The following is a 17,986-nucleotide window of genomic DNA, read 5'->3' as shown; positions in this document are numbered from 1 at the left end:
GAGATGGCTAAAAAGCATCCATCTCCCATTTTCTAAACCTAAGCGGGTACCAACCGCTTAGGTAAACCATTGAGAGCGGATTCAAAAGGTGAACCGTCTATTGCGAAAAATTCTTGATTAAAATGAAGCATTGTTATCAAGTAGAAGAGCATAGAGTAAAAAGAGCATACGAATAGTAAAATGAATAATATAATAATATACAAGATTACTAGTTAACATATGGTTATAACTAAAATGTTAAAGGAGAAAGATGATGAACGATACATCCTTTTATTACAAATCGAATAATGGTATAGAAATATATGCACGAAAATGGATGCCTGAAGATGCAAAGCCGAAAGCGTTTGTGCAAATTGCCCACGGTATGGGGGAGCACATTGGGCGATATCATGATTTTGCCCAGGCTTTGATTGAAAAAGGCTATGCCGTATATGGAAACGACCATCGCGGCCATGGACTGACAGCGAAAGACGAACGAGATAAACGGTATTTTGCAGACGAAAATGGCTTTGGGGAAGTTGTCCAAGATATGTATGCCTTAACAAATCTAATAAAATGCAAACAAGAGAACATCCCCATTTTTTTATTTGGGCACAGCATGGGCTCCTTTTTATCAAGGCGGTACATACAGCTTTATGGCAATCAACTGCATGGTGTTATATTATCCGGAACCGGCCAAGTCCCTTCTCTTCTAGGCGAAGCGGGAAGAATGGCAGCGAAAATGGAAATGAAGCTAAAAGGAAAACGGACACCAAGCCCTTTACTCGACCGTTTGTCTTTCGGACAGTACAATCGCCCGTTTAGACCGAACCGTACCGATTTTGATTGGTTGAGCCGGGATGAACAGGCTGTGGACCGTTATATAAACGATCCGTTATGCGGAGGTATTTTCTCCTCAGGCTTTTTCTACGACTTGCTGTCTGGTATCAAACAAGCAGGCATGAATAACCTTATACAACAGGTTCCCTCTGATCTTCCCATTTTTTTAGTATCTGGAGATGAAGATCCTGTAGGCGGACATACAAAAGGAGTACTGAAAACCTATACAGGACTAAAAGAAGCGGGAATAAAAGATGTCACATATAAGTTTTACCCAAAAGGACGACATGAGATGCTGCATGAGATAAATCGAGATGAGGTAATCGAGGATATCATTAACTGGCTGGAAAATCATGTTTCGAGTTGATGGAGTGGTAAAGGAACGTGGTAGTTTTAAACACCACTTTTTAGTTTAACTTCTAAAATTTGGTAAATATAATCAGAAGAAATGAGGAAACCCTGTCGATAAAGGGTCAGGGCGGCGCGTACCACACGGATTAAATAAGAGCCTTGATTCCTGTATAGTAAGACAACTTAGTTCCTCCCCTGATGCGATACCTTTACGTTTCTTTATATTTCTAACCTCTTTTTAATATTAGTAACGGCTCTTGTGAACATCAAGAAAAGGTCAAAAATTCTTTGTAAAAATTAGTTGCTTGTTGCAATCGTTCAATAACTTATTGCTAAACAGTAGAAAAAGGAGTATATTTTTGCATAAAAACTGATTTGGAGGACTAATAATGGAAACAGAGAATGACCTCATAAATCTAATAGAATACTTGGCTGCGAATGCTTGGCCATGCCATACTCAAGAAAAGCTGGAAAATTGGCGAATGAGAGCAACATTTGGAGTAACCGAGAGAGCTAATAGCGTACATACTATTGGATTGATGCCCCAAGACCCAATGTGGCTGCAAAAAATTGAAAAATTTTACGCTGATAGATCTATCCCTCCGTGCTTTTACATAAGTGATCTATCTCCAAGAGATTTAGATCCTATATTAGAGTCAAGAGGGTACCAAAAATTAGATGAATGCTTTATTATGACTGCATCTTGCATAGACATTCTAGAAAATAACGAAGAAAACATCCTATGGAAAATAGATTGCTTACCAGAAGCAGATACTAAATGGATTGAGGAATTTATTGAGTTAGAAGGATTTTCTACAGAAAGACATAAAGCATATTCTCATATTTTTTCGTCTATTAAACCTATAAAAAATTTCTTGCGTGTCTCAGAAAAAAATGAAACAGTTGGTCTAGGTACAGTTGTCGTAGAAGAAGGCTGGGGATGTATTAGCAATGTTGTGGTAAATCCAAAACACCGCAGGAAAGGTATAGCCAATAACATTATTAAATCTCTTTCTAAATGGGCTTATGAAAATGGCGCCCATCACATGTATTTACAAGTTATTCAAACAAATTATCCTGCCGTAAAACTCTATGAAAAAATAGGGTTCGTCTCAATATCTAAACATCATTATCGAATTTTAACACCAAATTGATTATGTATATTTACATGACCATTCCTATAGGAAACGGGCCAATCTGAACCCCCTTTGAGTGGCAGGGGGTTCAGATTGGCCCATTTTATCATTTTTTCTATAAATCGATTACTAAAAATAACCCGCCAGCGTTGTTCTGCCGGCGGGTTATTTGAAATGAAATAGAATCTCACTTATAGATTATAGGCTAACTCTTTTGGGGCTCCATCTGACTTCATCACTGATTAACCTTTTTCACCATATACGCTTTGATCATAAAATAACTAATCTCATCAGGAAGCTGTTCTTTAATCGGCTTCAGCTTCTCCGCCCCCACTGCTTCAATGGCCTGTTCGATAAGCGGTTCATATTGCGAAGGTAACAATTCCTCCCAATTGACTTCCATCCCGTCATTGATACAGCGGAACAAGTGATTTTCGATCGTTTGCGGCGACAGCTCCCGCTCCTTCGCAATGTCTTGAATGGAGCGGCCTTGTTTATACATCTCATATGAAACGATGTGTGAGGCATCTGTTTCTTGTGTTGGCTTTTTCTTTGTTGATACTTCCATCGTTTTTCTTTCCCGGTCAGGATGTTCTTCACAAAAACGGGAGATGGCCTCAATAAATACATTTCCATACCGCTCTTGCTTTTGCGCTCCGACCCCTTTTACCGTTAAAAATTCTTCTGCTGTTTGCGGCAGCTTTGCGCACATGTCCTGCAATGTTTGGTCAGAAAAAATAACGAACGGAGGCACATTTTCACTTGCGGCGATTTGTTTGCGGAGTTCGCGTAAATGATTGAACAATTCATCATCCTGAACAACTTGAGCCGCTTGCATTCGCTCTTTCCGCTGTACCGTTTCATTGCCCCGGAGCACCTCTTTTCCTCTGCTTGTCACATTCAATACTGGATAAGGGCCCGGCGTGACCCCTATGTAATCATTCGAGGTAAGAAAATCGATGAATTCACTGATATCCTTCGTCGTCTGTTGTTTTAAAATTCCATAAGTTGAAAGCTCATGGAATCCCATTTCCCGTACCTTTTTATTATTGGAACCCGTCAGCACTTGAGCGATGACCGTTTTTCCGAACCTCTCCCCCATTCGAATCATGCAGGAAAGCACCATTTGCGCTTCTCTTGTCACATCGACGGATTTCCGGTCATCCGTACAGTTGCTGCAGCGTCCGCAAGGGACCGTTTCACTTTCTCCGAAGTAATGCAAAATTGCCGCTTGCAGGCAGTCTTCCGTATGAACATAGTCGACCATTTGCCGCAGTCTGAGAAGTTCTTGGCGCTGCCGTTCGGCATGAAGATGCTGCTGTTCGATTAAGAATCGCTGTATTTGGACATCTTGTGCCGAAAACAAAAGCAAACATTCACTGTCGAGCCCGTCTCGTCCTGCCCGCCCCGCTTCTTGATAGTAGCTTTCCATATTTTTGGGCAGCTGATAATGAATGACATACCGCACATTGGATTTATTGATTCCCATCCCAAAAGCGTTTGTCGCCACCATGACCGATACGTCATCTTGCAAAAAGCGCTCTTGTTGCTCAGAACGTTCACGATCACTCATCCCTGCATGATAGCGGCCCGCATTTACGCCTTTTTTCTGCAGGCGCTCGTACAATTGATCTACATCTTTTCGTGTCGCCGCATAAATGATTCCAGACTCCGTTTTGTTTTTCTCTGCGTATTGGGCAATAAACGAAGAACGATCTTCGCCTTTTAAAACTTTAAACGCAAGATTGTCCCGGGCAAATCCTGTAATGACCGTATTTTCGGCAGGAATATCGAGCGATTCGCAAATGTCCTTCCTCACTTCCGGTGTGGCCGTCGCCGTTAATGCTAAAATCGTCGGATTACCTTCAAGCTGGCCAATCATCGATTGAATGCGTAAATAGCTCGGACGGAAGTCATGACCCCATTGAGAAATACAATGTGCCTCATCAATCGCCACAAGCGGAACCGGCAGTTCTTTCAATTCTTCTAAAAAAGAAAAAGACTCCAATCGTTCAGGGGCAATATACAAGAGTTTATATTCTCCCTCCCTTGCTTCTGCCATCGTCTGCTGAATCTCTCCATGGGACATCGAACTGTTAATATACGCAGCAGGTATGCCCACTTGTTTAAGGGCATCCACTTGATCTTTCATCAATGAAATGAGCGGAGAGATAACCAGCGTAATCCCCGGCAGAACCATCGCCGGAATTTGATAACAAATGGATTTCCCTCCCCCTGTCGGCATAATCCCGGCTGTGTCTTTCCCTTCTAATACAAGCTGGATAATCTCTTCCTGTCCCTTGCGAAATGTATCATAGCCAAAATAGCGGCGTAAATCATCGGTTGCTTTTGCTAACACGGTATAAAAATCCTCCTGTTCCCTATCCTATTTCTCGATATTTCATCTTTTCTCCTTGTATAGGTTACCATCTTCCCGCCGGACAATCTACCGGTGACTTCATAGTTTTGGATCGTTTTCATCTTTAGCACTTTCATAACGTTTTAGTAATAGATACCTATTTGGATAAATTAAGTTATCTCGGATTAATATTCAAATATCTGAATATCACTAAAGGGATAAATAGGTTATAAAATTGAAACACAATATCCTCTGCTAGGATGAGGAATGGTTGTTCTAGTTCACGGCTTTTCTGCCTTCGGAAGTAACATGTTTTTCGGGGATGATTAGGAGGAAATAAATTATAATTATTCTAATATCACTACTTCACCCTTGTGATTGAATAATTATTTGTATAAGGATTACTATAATTATTCAACCTTACATCATATTAATGGCAACCTTACAAAAACTTAAATATGCTAACGACATGGAGATTTCGAATTTTTCCTTGTAAAGTAGATATAGTAAATATAAATGAACTTAATAATTAGGAGAGAAATGAATTGATTACATATACAACCCCAATTATTACTGCAAGTATAGTTTTTGTATTTTTAGCGATTGCACTTTTCGTGCCATGGCTCATTTACACGCATCATAAATACGGATATTTGACTATTTCTACAACGATCATCGCTTTTTCATTTATTTTTTATTTTTTATCCGCATTATTTCTTGTGTTACTGCCGCTTCCGGAGGTGCGTGACACGTGTTCTATGCAGTCACTGGACACGAAGCACTATTCACTAGTTCCATTTACGTTCATAAAAAATACATTTGAAAACAGTGGAATAGTATTTTCACAACCAGGAACCTACGCACTTATTTTGAAACAACCATCATTTTTTCAAGCACTCTTTAACTTTTTATTGCTTCTGCCGTTTGGTGTTTATTTGCGTTATTTCTTCGAATCGAAACGTTATTGGAAAAAAGCCTTTATCTATGGCTTTGCACTAACCCTTTTCTATGAGATTACACAGGTGACAGGAATTTATGGAATTTATAATTGTCCATACCGAATATTCGATGTGGACGATTTACTGTTAAATAGCGTGGGGTCGCTTGTCGGATTTTTCGCAGCACCGATTTTCTTATCAATGTTCCCGTCGCAAAAAAGTGTTCAGGCGAAATCCAAACAATTAATTGAAAAGGATGAGACTCGTCCATTGACGCAGTTGTTTGCAATTATGTTAGACATATTCATCATCAACCTAAGTTGGTCCTTTACATTGGGGCTGATAACAACAAATGGTATTTACGAATTTTTATATAAATCGGTTCTTCTATTTGTTGTATTGTTTGTACTTCCTTCTATTTGGAATGGTAATACGCCAGGCACTAAATTTATGCGTTTCCGAATTGCGAGTGAGGGCAGAATGAAACAAGGTTTGTTGAAGCGATTTATCGCAATATATTTAACCTATTTCGCGTATACTTTATTCGCTGTTCTGAATAGAGTAAACTTAGAAATGGATTCACCGTATTATATTTTTAAAGTGTTTATTAGCCTAGGATCATTTATGCTGACGCTTGGACTTACCTTCGTGTTAATCATTCATGCCATAATAGTTATCTTGGGTAAAGGAAAGCGTCGATTCTACTTTGACGAAGTAGCAGACGTATATACGACCAGAAAATAATAGGAGTTAAAGCTGTAGAAAGGGAAACTTTTCTGCAGTTTTTTTACGGAAACGAAGTATAGGTTACCCCTTCCGACCAGACAATCTCCTGTTATCGGCCAATGATTATATGGTTTTCTCCTTCTTTCATCATTTAAGCCCCCTTAATTGTATACAGTATTCTAAAAAGTGTGATAAACTGACTAATAGTATAAAGAGTCCTTATGAACATTGAACGATTCTATGTCCTTGGACTTTTTTGAATATCTTTCTATATACGACGCGATGCAAGGATGTTGGAGGTTTGAAAGAAATGAACATACAGTTATCAAAGCGGATGGAAGCGTTTGGCCCATCCATTTTCAGTGATTTAGCCAATTGCAAACAAAAGAAAATCGCAGAAGGCGCACAGATGATCGACTTAAGTATCGGAAGTCCCGACCTTCCTCCGCCCCCTTTTGTGATGGAGGCTCTGACTCAAGCTGCTGAAGATAAAAGCAATTATGGATATACATTAAAAGGAACGGCAGAATTTCATGAAGCCGTTGCCCATTATTATGAGCAACACAATGACGTTACTTTAGATCCGAAAAAAGAAGTTATGCTTATGATGGGATCACAGGACGGTCTTGTTCATTTGCCGATGGCGTTTGCGGACCCCGGCGATCTCATTCTCGTACCGGATCCCGGTTACACCGCTTACGCGACAGGGATTGCAATGGCAGGAGCCAAGATGCATTTAATGCCGCTCCTTCCTGATCATCAGTTCTTGTCTGATTTAGACAGCATTCCAGAAGAAACAGCAAAACAAGCTAAAATGATGATTTTGAATTTTCCAGGCAATCCTGTCCCCGCTATGGCAAATGAAGCTTTTTTTGCGAAAGTCATTTCGTTCGCGGAAAAATATAATATTCTTGTGATTCATGATTTCGCTTACTCTGAACTTTACTATGACGGCAACAAACCTATCAGCTTTCTATCCGTTCCAGGAGCGAAGGAAGTGGGCATTGAAATGAACTCCCTTTCAAAAAGCTTTAATATGGCTGGATGCCGCATCGGCTACGCGATAGGAAATGAGCATGCGATTGGAGCATTGACCCGTTTTAAATCCAACCTCGATTATGGTGTCTTTTTGCCTGTTCAAAAAGCCGCGATTGCAGCATTAAGAAACGGCGCTGATTTTTGCAAAGAAAGCCGCGACATCTATCAAAAACGGCGGGATATGTTAGTGGATGGACTGGGAGCGCTTGGCTGGCATGTCGAGAAACCGGCAGGAAGCATGTTTGTGTGGGCTAAAATCCCTGCAGGCTGGAATTCACTTGATTTCGCTTATGCCCTCATGGATCAGGCAAATGTGGTCGTCACACCAGGACACGCTTTTGGCCCGACAGGTGAAGGATATGTCCGTATAGCCCTTGTCCAGCCGGAAGAAATCATTCAAAAAGCGCTTCGAAACATTGAAAAAAGCGGGATTTTGTCCAGTCCAGTCCAAAAAGCAGAGGTTTAAATCTCTGCTTTTTGACATATTATGTTTGATTGGATTCATTCTCATGATGAGGATCTGCCCATTTTTTTAAAATACCATACACTCTTCCTATGGCGACAGGAACGAGCACCGATAACAGCATGCAAACAAAAGCCAGTTTCGAAGGCAGTAAAAAGATGATATCGTCAAACTTCATATGGATAACCTCCTTATTGTTTTTCTTTTGTCAATGAACCCGGGTGAGCGATATAGGTGCGAACGTTTATGTCTGTCTCTACATCTTTAAATAATTCTCTTCCTTCCGTCCAATCATTCTGTATTTTCTTCCATGTTTTATGCTCACGATTATTGAGGTAATCGGAAAAACCGAGAATATCGGCATGAAATTCATTTTGTGATTTTTCGATGACCTTTTTGATATCTGATGTTATTTTTTTTGCAAATGCTTTTTCCAGTTTTTCGGTGTCCTTCGGCGTTTTAAGAGGGTTCCCAAAAACCTCCTCAAGAGAACCTTCAATTTGGACATCCAGATTCAATTTAATTTGATCGGTATCTCTCACTTTTACAGATAGACTGCTTCGTACTTTTTTAGCTTCAATAGAAACAAGCTTCTCCTTAAACTTCACTTTAAAAACGCCGCTTTTGTATTTATTAAGGATGATGTTTAAGCATTCCGTTTCTTCTTCGTTAAGTTCTCCCACCATTTTATGCCCGTCTCTACTAAAAACAGCGACCCCTCCGTTATGCAGTTCTTTTTTACTGACATATCGAATGATAGGAATGACAAAATCTTCTTTATCCACAATGTTTTCATGAAGGTCTCCCATTCGTTTTGATTCAAAAATTTTCGCTGTTTTTGAATGGTTTTCACCTAACAATTCAATGTACCTGGAAGGTGTCGGTTCGTTAATCGGCACCACTTCCAGCATCTTTTTCGCACTGCCTTTCGCTATAAACACTTTCACATTTCTCCTTGCATCATCATCCCGTAAAGCCACCTCTGTGACTTCCGATAAAAGGTAAGGAGTTTTCGCCACCTGTTCTGAAATTAACCAAAGTCGACTATGAGGAAAATACAAACCCCTTCCGCTGTTTTCAGACATGTTCCTTACTTGCTCGAAAATGGAGTCTCCGATCATGCTCATATTTTCAAACGGTTTTGGGCTTCTGCTTTCTGGTGACAATTTACTTGGAATCACGATTTGAACCGTTGTTTCTACGGGATCATTGTACATTTGCTCCTGCGGTTCTTCTTCCGGCTTGTCTAATGCCAATCCCACAACAAATCCTCTTTCTTCAATTTCCACACGATCCCAGCACCCTGACAAACATACAATAATCACAAGCAAAATTAGCCTTTTCATCGTTTGGCTAATCCCCTTATTTTAGCAATAAGAAAGATGGATGGTATGACAATCAACGTATATACCAAACCGGCATAACTAACAAAATCGCCGACCTTATCAAGGGCATTCAAGTTTTTTGGAAATATACCGATTAAATAGATGATGGGAGAAATGATCAAAATGACGTTTTTTTTGTTTAACCGCTTAAACAGTGAAGTAAAAGCAAGTAACGAAATATCCATGGACATCGACGTTGTATTGAAAATCGTCATAATCCAGATGGTAAAAAAGATGGATTCAAACCTTTCAAAAAATCCCCCGGGCAGCTCTACTTCTTTTCCGAGTTCAATGGTAGGCGTGTAAATATTAGCTGTTACATTGTTGGAAAAAACACTAATGCAAGTGATATGCACCATCACATATAAAAGAATAGGAATGACCATTCCCTTTGCCGCTTCTGAAGATGTGTTCTCAGGGTCTTTGATTAAATAGGAATAAAAGACGATCACCGAAAAGCCGATAAAGGAAAAATAACTATCAAGTGCCGCTTTTGCATACCCCGAAACATCGGTTGTCAATATGGGGAGTATATTCTTAAGTTCCATCAATTTAATATTTAAAATGGGAAGCAATAAGGAGATAGCTAACACAATCGGCAAAAAAATCGTGTTCAGCCGTATCAGCGAAACTCTAGATCCGAACACAGCATATTGAATCACAAATAAAAACAGTAATGACAGCGCTTCAACCGGGGTCGTCGGCAGCAAGTAATTTCTTGTTACTTGGGCAATCGCCCTTACTTCATAGGCAGTCAATATCATAAAATGAATACCCAAAAGCAAGGTTAAAAGCCACGCCGCAGGTTTTGTGATAATGGTTTTCGTGAAATCATAAAATTGGGTGTTGGGAAAATATTTCACGAATCGGCCCATAACCCATGCCGCCATGATCGTAGCCGTCCCAGAGATCAGAATGGAAATGACTCCATCGGCTGAGTTTGTACTTTGGGCCAAAAAGGCAGGCAGCCTCAAAATACCGGCTCCAATCACCATGTTAGCTACGACAAACATTAGTTCCTTCGAAGTAATTTCTTCCTTATTGAACTCAAATCGATACATAAATTTCTCCCCTTTTAATCTGCACGCTGCTTATCTTTTGTGGATAAATATTTCGGCCTTTTCGTCAAGCCGGAAACAGGAGAACGGATGATAATATCTCTCCAATCCGAAAAAATGAGCGGTGCAACAGGTGCCATATAGGGAATACCGAGACTCGTTAAGTTAGACATATGAATAAACAGTATAATAAAACCGAGCGCAATGCCATACAGGCCCATAAAACTCGCTGCCATCATAAATCCGAACAATAAAATCCGATATGTAATCGCAATACTGTAAGCGGGAAGCGCAAACGACGAAATAGCGGTAATGGCAACGACGATAACCATGATTGTACTAACAACCCCTGCCTGTACCGCCGCTTCTCCAATAACCAATCCCCCCACAATCCCGATCGTTTGTCCAATCGGTTTTGGCAAGCGAATCCCCGCTTCTCTTAATAATTCCATCGTTACACCCATCGTAGTTGCTTCCACAAATGCGGGAAAAGGTACTCCCTCCCTTGAAGCCGCGATCGAAAAGGCCAATTTAGACGGAATCAATCCTTGGTGATACGAAACAAGCGCCACATAAAAAGAAGGCAGCAAAACGGAAATTAAAACAGCGATACTGCGGATCAGCCTTAAAAGGGAGCTGATAAACCACCGCTCATAATAATCTTCCGGCGAATAGATGGCATCACCTATATTAACTGGTGCAATCAATGCAAAAGGAGTGCCGTCGGTCAAAATCGCGATTCTTCCTTCCAACAAGGCAACGCTTACTTTATCCGGCCTTTCTGTATTTAAAAATTGCGGAAAGGGAGACAGCGGGTTGTCTTCAATCCACTGTTCAATAATACCTGACTCGAGCGGGATATCAATGTCGATCCGATTGAGCCTTTTTTCGACTTCATCGATTAAGTAAGGATTCGTCACATCTTCTAAATACGCAACCTTCACTGTTTTTGTTGATCTTCTTCCAATCTGAAATGTTTTGAATCGCAAGTTCTGATCATTCAATTGTTGCCGTATCAACGCAACATTTATAGATACATCTTCCAAAAAACCAACTCTAGGTCCTCTAATGAGTGCTTCTGTCGTTGGCTCTTCCAGATTCCTTCTTTCTCCCCCTTTATTATCAACTGCGACCCCTGCCGCATGATGATCAAAAAGAAAGACGGTTTGTCCCTCTAAAACACTCTTTACGATAGCCTCTAGATCAGTAATAATCGAACAATTAGAAATATTGGCAACGTGGTCCATGAATTGTTCCGTCAGCTCTTCTTCGCTTATATCCTCTTGATAATTTTGCAAAGAATTGATTAATTGCTCCAGCGTAAATTCATTTACCAAACCACATATATAAATGAAATATCCAGGAGTTTTACGAAAGAAAAACGGCTTAATGATTAAATCCTCCGGATATCCGAGGGATTGCTGTATAAAAATTTTGTTGATATGCAAATCTGTTTCAAGCTTAATCAACTGGTTTCCATCATTGCTGAAGCTCATTGCTTTTCCTCCATTACATAGAGCTTAAATTCATCATCCCCTATTTCTTCCTTTTTATGTATAAGATTCTTCCTTGATTTTCTAGAAACTGAGTATTTGCAATATTATGGCTGTTTTGCCGGCTGAAACAGCGGGAGTCCTGTATATGCTTCACTCATGGAAATTTTATTTTCTGGGCACAATACATGTCATAATGATGAAAAAGTTAGGTGAGATTCATGAATACATTAAAATCGATTTACGAAGATATTAGACAATCAATCGAACATGGCACACAAGCGGTAAAAGAAAGAGTTTCTTCATTTTTTCAAGAGGACAAGATGACCGTCGAACAAGCAGCAGCGCTCATCCACCATCATCCAAACACGATCAAGACGCAGCAAACCCTTTTAGGCATCCCCTATCACTTTTATCGCCTGCATACGTCACAAGCGACCCTTTATGCAGAAGCAAAAGGATGGCACGGTGAGCATCTTTTATATATGACTGCCTTCAATGAACAGCATGTTCTCTTCACCTATCGATCATATGATCCAACGATGTCCATTAAACAGCCGGTCACTCTCCAAAACATCCTTTCATAATCGATTATTCTTTTCAATTTTGTTCATATTAAGTAAGGAATGAACCATATTTGGAAGGATGAATATGTCAAAGCAAGGAAAAATGAACAAACAACAAAGCAATCAGCAAATCGCGAAACAAGCGAGTGATTTTGATGCGGAGCTGGCTTCCGAATTTCAAGGTAACACTAAAAGTCAAAGCCAAAAGAAAAGCGGCAAGCAAATGAACAAAAAAAGAGAAGGGTCACCCCTTCTCTCGAATAATCATTATTTTTTTACAACGTTAGCAGCTTGAGGTCCACGGTTGCCTTCTACGATTTCGAAAGAAACTTCTTGACCTTCTTCTAAAGATTTGAAGCCTTCACCTTGAATAGCAGAAAAATGTACGAATACATCGTCTCCGCCTTCAACTTCGATAAATCCAAAACCTTTTTCAGCGTTAAACCATTTTACTTTACCGTTTTGCATGAAAAAATCCTCCTAAAATGTACCTTTTTTGCACATATCTATTTTTCACCACTTTACAACTAATAAACAGATTAAAAAAACTGCAACCTCTCAGGAGATTTAACATTGCCTTCTCCCTTGAAGTTACAGCTTATTTAAATCTCTATCATATTAAAAGTAAAATGGTTTAAATTCACTATATCATTTTATACCCCTAAAAGCAAACCATAGATTTGAAAATGAGGCGATTTTCTTCCCCTTTAACGGGCAGTAAAATTGCACTTTTAAGGGATACTAAAGAAGAAAAACATCGACTCTATCTTGTTCATAAAACGCACAACCTTAATACAGTAAAGGAGTTGCAAAAAATGGAATTGAAGGCACCAGAACCATTTACATTTGAAAAAGGAGAGCGAGCCGTTCTTCTCCTCCACGGCTTCACCGGCAATACGGCGGATGTTCGAATGCTGGGCCGCTTTTTGGAGGAAAAAGGCTATTCCTCCCATGCACCCTTATATAAAGGGCATGGAAATGTTTCCCCTGAAGAGTTTATTAAAACAGGCCCCAGTGATTGGTGGAGCAGTGTACAAGAAGGATATCAGCTGTTAAAGGCGAAAGGATATGAAAAGATTGCTGCAGCAGGGATTTCCCTCGGGGGCGTTTTTTCATTGAAACTCGCCATGGAAGTTCCTGTCGTCGGGGTTGTTCCCATGTGTGCACCGATGGGCTTTAAAGAAAAAGATACGCTGGAGAAGATGGTGAGGCACTATACGGCAGAATATAAAAAGTTAGAAGGAAAAACAGAACCGGAGATTACCTGTGAAGTAGAGGGTCTTCAATTGAAAGAAACGAACGCCGTTCATGGGTTGACAGAGCTAGTGGGTAAAGTAGCCGGCCAGCTCCATAATGTAAAAGCTCCTGCATACATTATTCAGGGAAGGCACGATGACATCATTGATATGAAAAGCCCCGACATGATTTATGAGCATATCCAATCCGAGAAAAAAGAACTGAATTGGTACGAACAATCCGGTCATGTCATCACCCTTGATCAAGAACGAAACCGTGTAGAAGAAGATGTTTTCCAATTTTTAGAGAAATTGGATTGGGAAAAAGACGAGCCGTTTATCCCGCTGCAAGAAACCGAATCACCACAAATATGGTGGTAAATATCGAGAGGTCTCCTGCTTCCAGTGGAAGAGAGACCTTTCGCACACATTTCACCTTGTTTTCTACCTCCCGGGTTATTCCAAAAATCCTTTTTCTTTCAAATGGTGTTCCAGCCATTCGTTTATAACTTTTAATGTTTTGACCCGGGCAAACGGCTTGTCATTTCCTTCAATAATTGTCCACGGTGCATAAGAAGTATCCGTTTGTTCAAACATGTCATTCGCCGCCTGTTCATACATCTCCCACTTTTCACGGTTACGCCAATCTTCATCCGTGATTTTCCATCGTTTGAACGGGTTTTCTTCTCTCGCTTTAAATCGTGTCAGTTGTTCGTCTTTGCTGATATGGAACCAAAGCTTTCCGACAATATAACCGTCATCGTGAAGCATTTTTTCAAACTGGTTGATTTCTTCAAAGGCACGTTTCCATTCCGCTTCTGAAGCAAAACCTTCGACCCGCTCTACAAGCACCCTCCCGTACCAGGATCGATCAAATAAAGCCAGCTGTCCGTATGCGGGAAGCTTCTTCCAAAACCGATAAAGATAGTGATGTTTTTGCTCCTCTTGTGAAGGAGCTGAGATTGGATGAACTTGAAAGCCGCGGGGATCCAGACGTTGTGAAATCCGCTTAATGGCTCCCCCTTTACCAGCTGCATCCCATCCTTCCAGTACAAATAAGGCCGGGATATGATGTTGATAGAGCAATTGCTGAAAACGAAGCAATTGCAGCTGCTGCTGTTTCAGCTGTTTTTTATAGTCTTTTTCTAATTCGATGGCTTGCGTCAAGTCTACTTCTTCTAATCGTTTTTTCATTATTACACCTCGTTTATGTCAGTTTGCGTTAACTACCCATTCGCCATTTTCATGGGGGTTCCTTCCATGAACAGGCTGCTATCGTGTCTCATACCACTTCTTTTTGCGTGATAAACTACAAAAAGCTGCCGTTTCCGACAGCTCTTTTCATAAATAGAAGGCTATTCACCATCAAAAATTTAGTTTAATCGACCAAGCGATATTACCGTGTCAGCTCCCTTACCTTCTGGTCGCTTGGTAAAAGCCATGTCAAAACACCAAGGACCGGCAGCATGCTGCATACGATCATGATCAGACGCAAACTGTATATATCCGCCAGCTTCCCGAGCGCCACTGCCCCTACGGCTCCCATTCCAAAGGCGAATCCGACGATTAATCCGGATACCATCCCTACTTTTCCAGGCATCAGTTCCTGGGCGTATACCACTGTGACACTAAAGCTTGTTGACATGATAAAGCCAATGATAAAAAAGAGTGGAATGACGAAAGCAAGATGAACATATGGCAGCAGTATGGTTAACGGAGCGGAGCCAAGCATCGAGAGAAAAATGATATTTCGCTTGCCGAAACGATCTGCCAGCGGCCCTCCGAAAAATGTTCCCAATACACCCGCGATCATGAAAATGAAGATATAAAATTGCGCATGCTTAATCGTGAGGCCGTAATGGTCAATTAAATAAAACTGATAGTAGTTGGATATCCCTGCGCTATACCAGGAACGGGCAAACGTAAGAAACACAAGAATCACAATTGCGAGTTTAATAGACTTGTTTAACGGGCTTTCCGTTCCCGCTGTCTTCTTCACTTTCTTTGATTGGCGCCCAAGCTCAAGCTGTTGTTTGTACCAGATTGACACGGACAGCAGCACCACAATGGCCAATCCTGCAATGGCCGTAAACCAGATGGCACCGAATTGTCCGAGCGGAACAAAAATAAACGCCGCAAAAAGCGGAGCCATGGCATTTCCAGTGTTCCCTCCCACTTGATAGATGGACTGGGCCAATCCTCTTTTCGCTCCTGCCGCCATGTACGCTACACGGGCACCCTCCGGATGAAAAACGGCCGAACCGAACCCGATAAATAAAACCGAAAGTAAAATGAAATAAAAATTAGGCGAAAAAGCCAGACCGATCATTCCAATCATGCTTAAAAACATTCCGAATGGCAGTAAAAACGGAGATGGTTTTTTATCCGCATAATACCCGAACATCGGCTGCATGACAGAAGACGTCATGTTCAGTGCAAACGCAATCCAGCCGATTTGTGTATACGTTAGATTCATCGCTTTCGCCAAAGTCGGAAACATGGCGATCACGACCGCTTGCATCGAATCGTTCAAAAAATGCCCAAGGCTAATGGCGAACAAAATCCGATACATCGTTTGGGCCGGAATGCTGTTTGTCTTCACAGCAGCTTGCATAAAAACCCCTTCTTTCCATTGCATTCCAAATAGTAAATTCTATTCCATCTTACACCAAAGATAACTATTTCGGATACTGAAATAATTTCATTTTTAAAACTTTTTTGCAAAAAAAGTTTAACGGATAAAAACTCGTGGTATATAACTACTAACCAATACGAAAAAATGATAAAGGAGTTGGGAAACGATGTTAAATCAAGGTACCATGGATGCAAGGCAAGCAGTAAATTCACAAGGCAAGTTTATGTGGAGCATGAAAGAAGGTAAGGAATTATTAAAAGGATTGCCAAAAGAAGTCATTGACAAAGCGATTGAATTGACAGAATATCCTTCTCATGCTTTAAGTGAGGATATCATCGAAAACTATACAAGCACGTTAAGAATTTTAAACTTCGTTAAATATAAACAAGTCAGTTTTGCCTCTGTATTATTCGGTGCGGCCAATGCCGCCGTTAAACTGAATGTCTTACATAAAATTGAATCTGCGATTGATGAACTTCATAAATGATTGTCCCGCACCTAAAAATCAAATAGAATACCAAATCATTTTCAAAGAAAAGACCCGTCACTGAATCCTGATCCACTGGATTTTCATGACGGGTCTTTTACTTTTTTAATACATTTTTTCTTGATAAAAGTAATTCGGCGATACGATTTCATTCTCATATGCTTTATGAAAAATATGAGTTGTCGCCGGCGAAACAGGCGGGATAAGCCATGTCCAGTCTCCCGTCACCCGACGGCCGCACGTCGTTTCTTTTTCTTCAAACAATCTTAATTGCTGGGCAGCCGTATGATGATCGACAATGCTCACGCCTGCTTCTTTGAATGAATGGAGAACAGCGATATTGAGTTCGACCAGTGCTTTGTCTTTCCAAAGGGTTGCATTCGTATCCGTGTTCAACTTCATAATGGAGGCGACTTTCGGAAGCAGATTATATCGATTCGTGTCTGCGAGGTTTCTCGCCCCGATTTCCGTCTCCATATACCAGCCGTTGAAAGGTGCCGCAACATAATCGATCCCCCCAATTTCAAGCCTCATATCAGAAATGAGCGGAACCGCATACCACCGGACATGAAGGTCTTCAAATGACGGGTATTCAGGATGTCTGATCGGGACTTCCAACACAATATCCTTTGGAATCTCAAACCATTTTGGCATGTTCTCTCCTATCTGAATCACGAGTGGGAGTACATCAAAATGAGTGCCTTCTCCTTTCCAGCCGAGCTTTTGGCAAGCCTTTGTAAACGCAGCTGAATGAGGGTCGCCGAGTATCCCCCATTCGGTTTCATACCCTGCGTAACGAATAAGCTGATGGTTCCAAATGCGGACTTGTGCTTCATCTGGACTTTTTTGCTTGAAAATCGTAATGGCCGGGCGAATTTTCCCTTCATTTGTCGCATATTGAATATGACGGCAAAGAGCCTCGAATATTTCTTCCTCACTTGTCAAATGCCGCTCATCAAACACTGTAAGCGAATTCCAAAATAAGCGGCCAATGCAACGGTTACTGTTGCGCCAAGCAAGCTTCGCACCGTATTCCAGCTCCTCATATGTATGTTGGTATGTTCCTGTTTTTTCAATTTCTTGTTTAATTTCCTCCAGACGTCTATTCATGTTTTCTTCGGTTTTTCCGAGTTCTTTATAGGAAAGACTGATAAATTGTTCTGCTTGTTGAATAAGTTCGTTTTGCGTCAGCATATTTTCTCTCCTTGCGGAAGCGTCCAATCGTTGTTTTTAGTTCATACATTTTGCTTGTACAACGCCTTATTATAATGAAGCAGATGCCATGTATCAATGAACA

General features: G+C 40.7%; 17 protein-coding genes. 8 read left to right on the top strand and 9 right to left on the bottom strand.

What is annotated here, in order from left to right; all coding sequences use genetic code 11:
• Positions 1-253 precede the first annotated feature (253 nt).
• Together BK575_RS11095 and BK575_RS11090 are read left to right on the top strand one after the other, a co-directional pair.
• Positions 254-1,186 (top strand): alpha/beta hydrolase, encoded by a 933-nt coding sequence (locus tag BK575_RS11095; RefSeq protein ID WP_078410422.1) that lies wholly within the window; start codon positions 254-256, stop codon positions 1,184-1,186.
• 373 nt (positions 1,187-1,559) lie between these two features.
• Positions 1,560-2,324 (top strand): GNAT family N-acetyltransferase, encoded by a 765-nt coding sequence (locus BK575_RS11090; RefSeq protein WP_078410421.1) that lies wholly within the window; start codon positions 1,560-1,562, stop codon positions 2,322-2,324.
• Between the two features lie 217 nt (positions 2,325-2,541).
• Here BK575_RS11090 and recQ read toward each other — a convergent pair whose 3' ends face one another.
• Positions 2,542-4,665 (bottom strand): DNA helicase RecQ, encoded by a 2,124-nt coding sequence (recQ, locus tag BK575_RS11085; RefSeq protein WP_078410420.1) that lies wholly within the window; start codon positions 4,663-4,665, stop codon positions 2,542-2,544.
• Between the two features lie 545 nt (positions 4,666-5,210).
• On the opposite strand from recQ, the gene BK575_RS11080 reads away from it, so the two are divergent.
• Entirely contained in the window at positions 5,211-6,347 is a 1,137-nt protein-coding gene (locus tag BK575_RS11080; protein ID WP_078410419.1) for a VanZ family protein, read from the top strand.
• Positions 6,348-6,639: 292 nt separating this feature from the next.
• On the top strand, positions 6,640-7,833 hold the full coding sequence (locus BK575_RS11075) for an LL-diaminopimelate aminotransferase (protein ID WP_078410418.1): 1,194 nt from the start codon (positions 6,640-6,642) through the stop codon (positions 7,831-7,833).
• 19 nt (positions 7,834-7,852) lie between these two features.
• On the opposite strand, the gene BK575_RS28560 is transcribed toward BK575_RS11075, so the two are convergent.
• The 4 genes from BK575_RS28560 to BK575_RS11060 are packed head-to-tail and all read right to left on the bottom strand — an operon-like array spanning position 7,853 to position 11,742.
• Positions 7,853-8,008: a hypothetical protein gene (locus tag BK575_RS28560; protein WP_169907744.1), complete on the bottom strand. Its 156-nt coding sequence runs from the start codon at positions 8,006-8,008 to the stop codon at positions 7,853-7,855.
• Positions 8,009-8,021: 13 nt separating this feature from the next.
• Entirely contained in the window at positions 8,022-9,176 is a 1,155-nt protein-coding gene (locus BK575_RS11070; protein ID WP_078410417.1) for a Ger(x)C family spore germination protein, read from the bottom strand.
• Positions 9,173-10,276: a GerAB/ArcD/ProY family transporter gene (locus tag BK575_RS11065; RefSeq protein ID WP_078410416.1), complete on the bottom strand. Its 1,104-nt coding sequence runs from the start codon at positions 10,274-10,276 to the stop codon at positions 9,173-9,175. The genes BK575_RS11070 and BK575_RS11065 overlap by 4 nt, the downstream gene beginning before the upstream one ends.
• Positions 10,277-10,290: 14 nt before the next feature.
• A complete protein-coding gene (locus tag BK575_RS11060) occupies positions 10,291-11,742 on the bottom strand; it encodes a spore germination protein (RefSeq protein ID WP_407984371.1) in 1,452 nt (483 codons plus the stop codon).
• Between the two features lie 245 nt (positions 11,743-11,987).
• Here BK575_RS11060 and BK575_RS11055 point away from each other — a divergent pair, with 245 nt between their 5' ends.
• On the top strand, positions 11,988-12,353 hold the full coding sequence (locus BK575_RS11055; protein WP_078410414.1) for a hypothetical protein: 366 nt from the start codon (positions 11,988-11,990) through the stop codon (positions 12,351-12,353).
• A 64-nt stretch (positions 12,354-12,417) separates the two neighbouring features.
• A complete protein-coding gene (locus tag BK575_RS11050; protein WP_078410413.1) occupies positions 12,418-12,627 on the top strand; it encodes a hypothetical protein in 210 nt (69 codons plus the stop codon).
• Here BK575_RS11050 and cspD read toward each other — a convergent pair.
• On the bottom strand, positions 12,600-12,800 hold the full coding sequence (gene cspD / locus BK575_RS11045) for a cold-shock protein CspD (RefSeq protein WP_078410412.1): 201 nt from the start codon (positions 12,798-12,800) through the stop codon (positions 12,600-12,602). The genes BK575_RS11050 and cspD overlap by 28 nt on opposite strands.
• A 347-nt stretch (positions 12,801-13,147) precedes the next feature.
• Between cspD and BK575_RS11040 the strand changes: the two genes are divergently transcribed.
• The gene (locus BK575_RS11040) at positions 13,148-13,948 is read left to right on the top strand and encodes an alpha/beta hydrolase (protein ID WP_078410411.1); all 801 of its coding nucleotides are present in this window, start codon (positions 13,148-13,150) and stop codon (positions 13,946-13,948) included.
• Positions 13,949-14,023: 75 nt separating this feature from the next.
• Here the strand turns inward: BK575_RS11040 and BK575_RS11035 are convergent, their stop codons facing one another.
• Positions 14,024-14,764, bottom strand: a complete 741-nt coding sequence (locus BK575_RS11035) for a polyphosphate kinase 2 family protein (RefSeq protein ID WP_407984370.1) — start codon at positions 14,762-14,764, stop codon at positions 14,024-14,026.
• Positions 14,765-14,963: 199 nt separating this feature from the next.
• Positions 14,964-16,181, bottom strand: coding sequence for an MFS transporter (locus BK575_RS11030; RefSeq protein ID WP_078410409.1), 1,218 nt, complete (start codon positions 16,179-16,181; stop codon positions 14,964-14,966).
• Between the two features lie 187 nt (positions 16,182-16,368).
• On the opposite strand from BK575_RS11030, the gene BK575_RS11025 reads away from it, so the two are divergent.
• Positions 16,369-16,689 carry a hypothetical protein gene (locus BK575_RS11025; protein WP_078410408.1) on the top strand — a complete coding sequence of 107 codons (321 nt, stop codon included), beginning with the start codon at positions 16,369-16,371 and terminating at the stop codon, positions 16,687-16,689.
• A 105-nt stretch (positions 16,690-16,794) separates the two neighbouring features.
• Here the strand turns inward: BK575_RS11025 and BK575_RS11020 are convergent, their stop codons facing one another.
• Positions 16,795-17,883, bottom strand: a complete 1,089-nt coding sequence (locus tag BK575_RS11020) for a nitric oxide synthase oxygenase (protein WP_204524861.1) — start codon at positions 17,881-17,883, stop codon at positions 16,795-16,797.
• Positions 17,884-17,986: the final 103 nt, after the last annotated feature.

The organism is Priestia abyssalis, from assembly GCF_002019595.1.
GTDB lineage: Bacteria > Bacillota > Bacilli > Bacillales > Bacillaceae_H > Bacillus_BA > Bacillus_BA abyssalis.
Note: the sequence above shows the minus strand (reverse complement) of the source record. Positions and strands in the feature narration are given on the sequence as shown.

Bases quoted from the DNA above. Each gene is read 5' to 3' on its own strand.
- BK575_RS11095 (WP_078410422.1), top strand. From the start codon at position 254: ATGAACGATACATCCTTTTATTACAAATCGAATAATGGTATAGAAATA.
- BK575_RS11090 (WP_078410421.1), top strand. From the start codon at position 1,560: ATGGAAACAGAGAATGACCTCATAAATCTAATAGAATACTTGGCTGCG.
- BK575_RS11075 (WP_078410418.1), top strand. From the start codon at position 6,640: ATGAACATACAGTTATCAAAGCGGATGGAAGCGTTTGGCCCATCCATT.
- BK575_RS28560 (WP_169907744.1), bottom strand. From the start codon at position 8,008: ATGAAGTTTGACGATATCATCTTTTTACTGCCTTCGAAACTGGCTTTT.
- BK575_RS11070 (WP_078410417.1), bottom strand. From the start codon at position 9,176: ATGAAAAGGCTAATTTTGCTTGTGATTATTGTATGTTTGTCAGGGTGC.
- BK575_RS11065 (WP_078410416.1), bottom strand. From the start codon at position 10,276: ATGTATCGATTTGAGTTCAATAAGGAAGAAATTACTTCGAAGGAACTA.
- BK575_RS11055 (WP_078410414.1), top strand. From the start codon at position 11,988: ATGAATACATTAAAATCGATTTACGAAGATATTAGACAATCAATCGAA.
- BK575_RS11050 (WP_078410413.1), top strand. From the start codon at position 12,418: ATGTCAAAGCAAGGAAAAATGAACAAACAACAAAGCAATCAGCAAATC.
- cspD (WP_078410412.1), bottom strand. From the start codon at position 12,800: ATGCAAAACGGTAAAGTAAAATGGTTTAACGCTGAAAAAGGTTTTGGA.
- BK575_RS11040 (WP_078410411.1), top strand. From the start codon at position 13,148: ATGGAATTGAAGGCACCAGAACCATTTACATTTGAAAAAGGAGAGCGA.
- BK575_RS11030 (WP_078410409.1), bottom strand. From the start codon at position 16,181: ATGCAAGCTGCTGTGAAGACAAACAGCATTCCGGCCCAAACGATGTAT.
- BK575_RS11025 (WP_078410408.1), top strand. From the start codon at position 16,369: ATGTTAAATCAAGGTACCATGGATGCAAGGCAAGCAGTAAATTCACAA.
- BK575_RS11020 (WP_204524861.1), bottom strand. From the start codon at position 17,883: ATGCTGACGCAAAACGAACTTATTCAACAAGCAGAACAATTTATCAGT.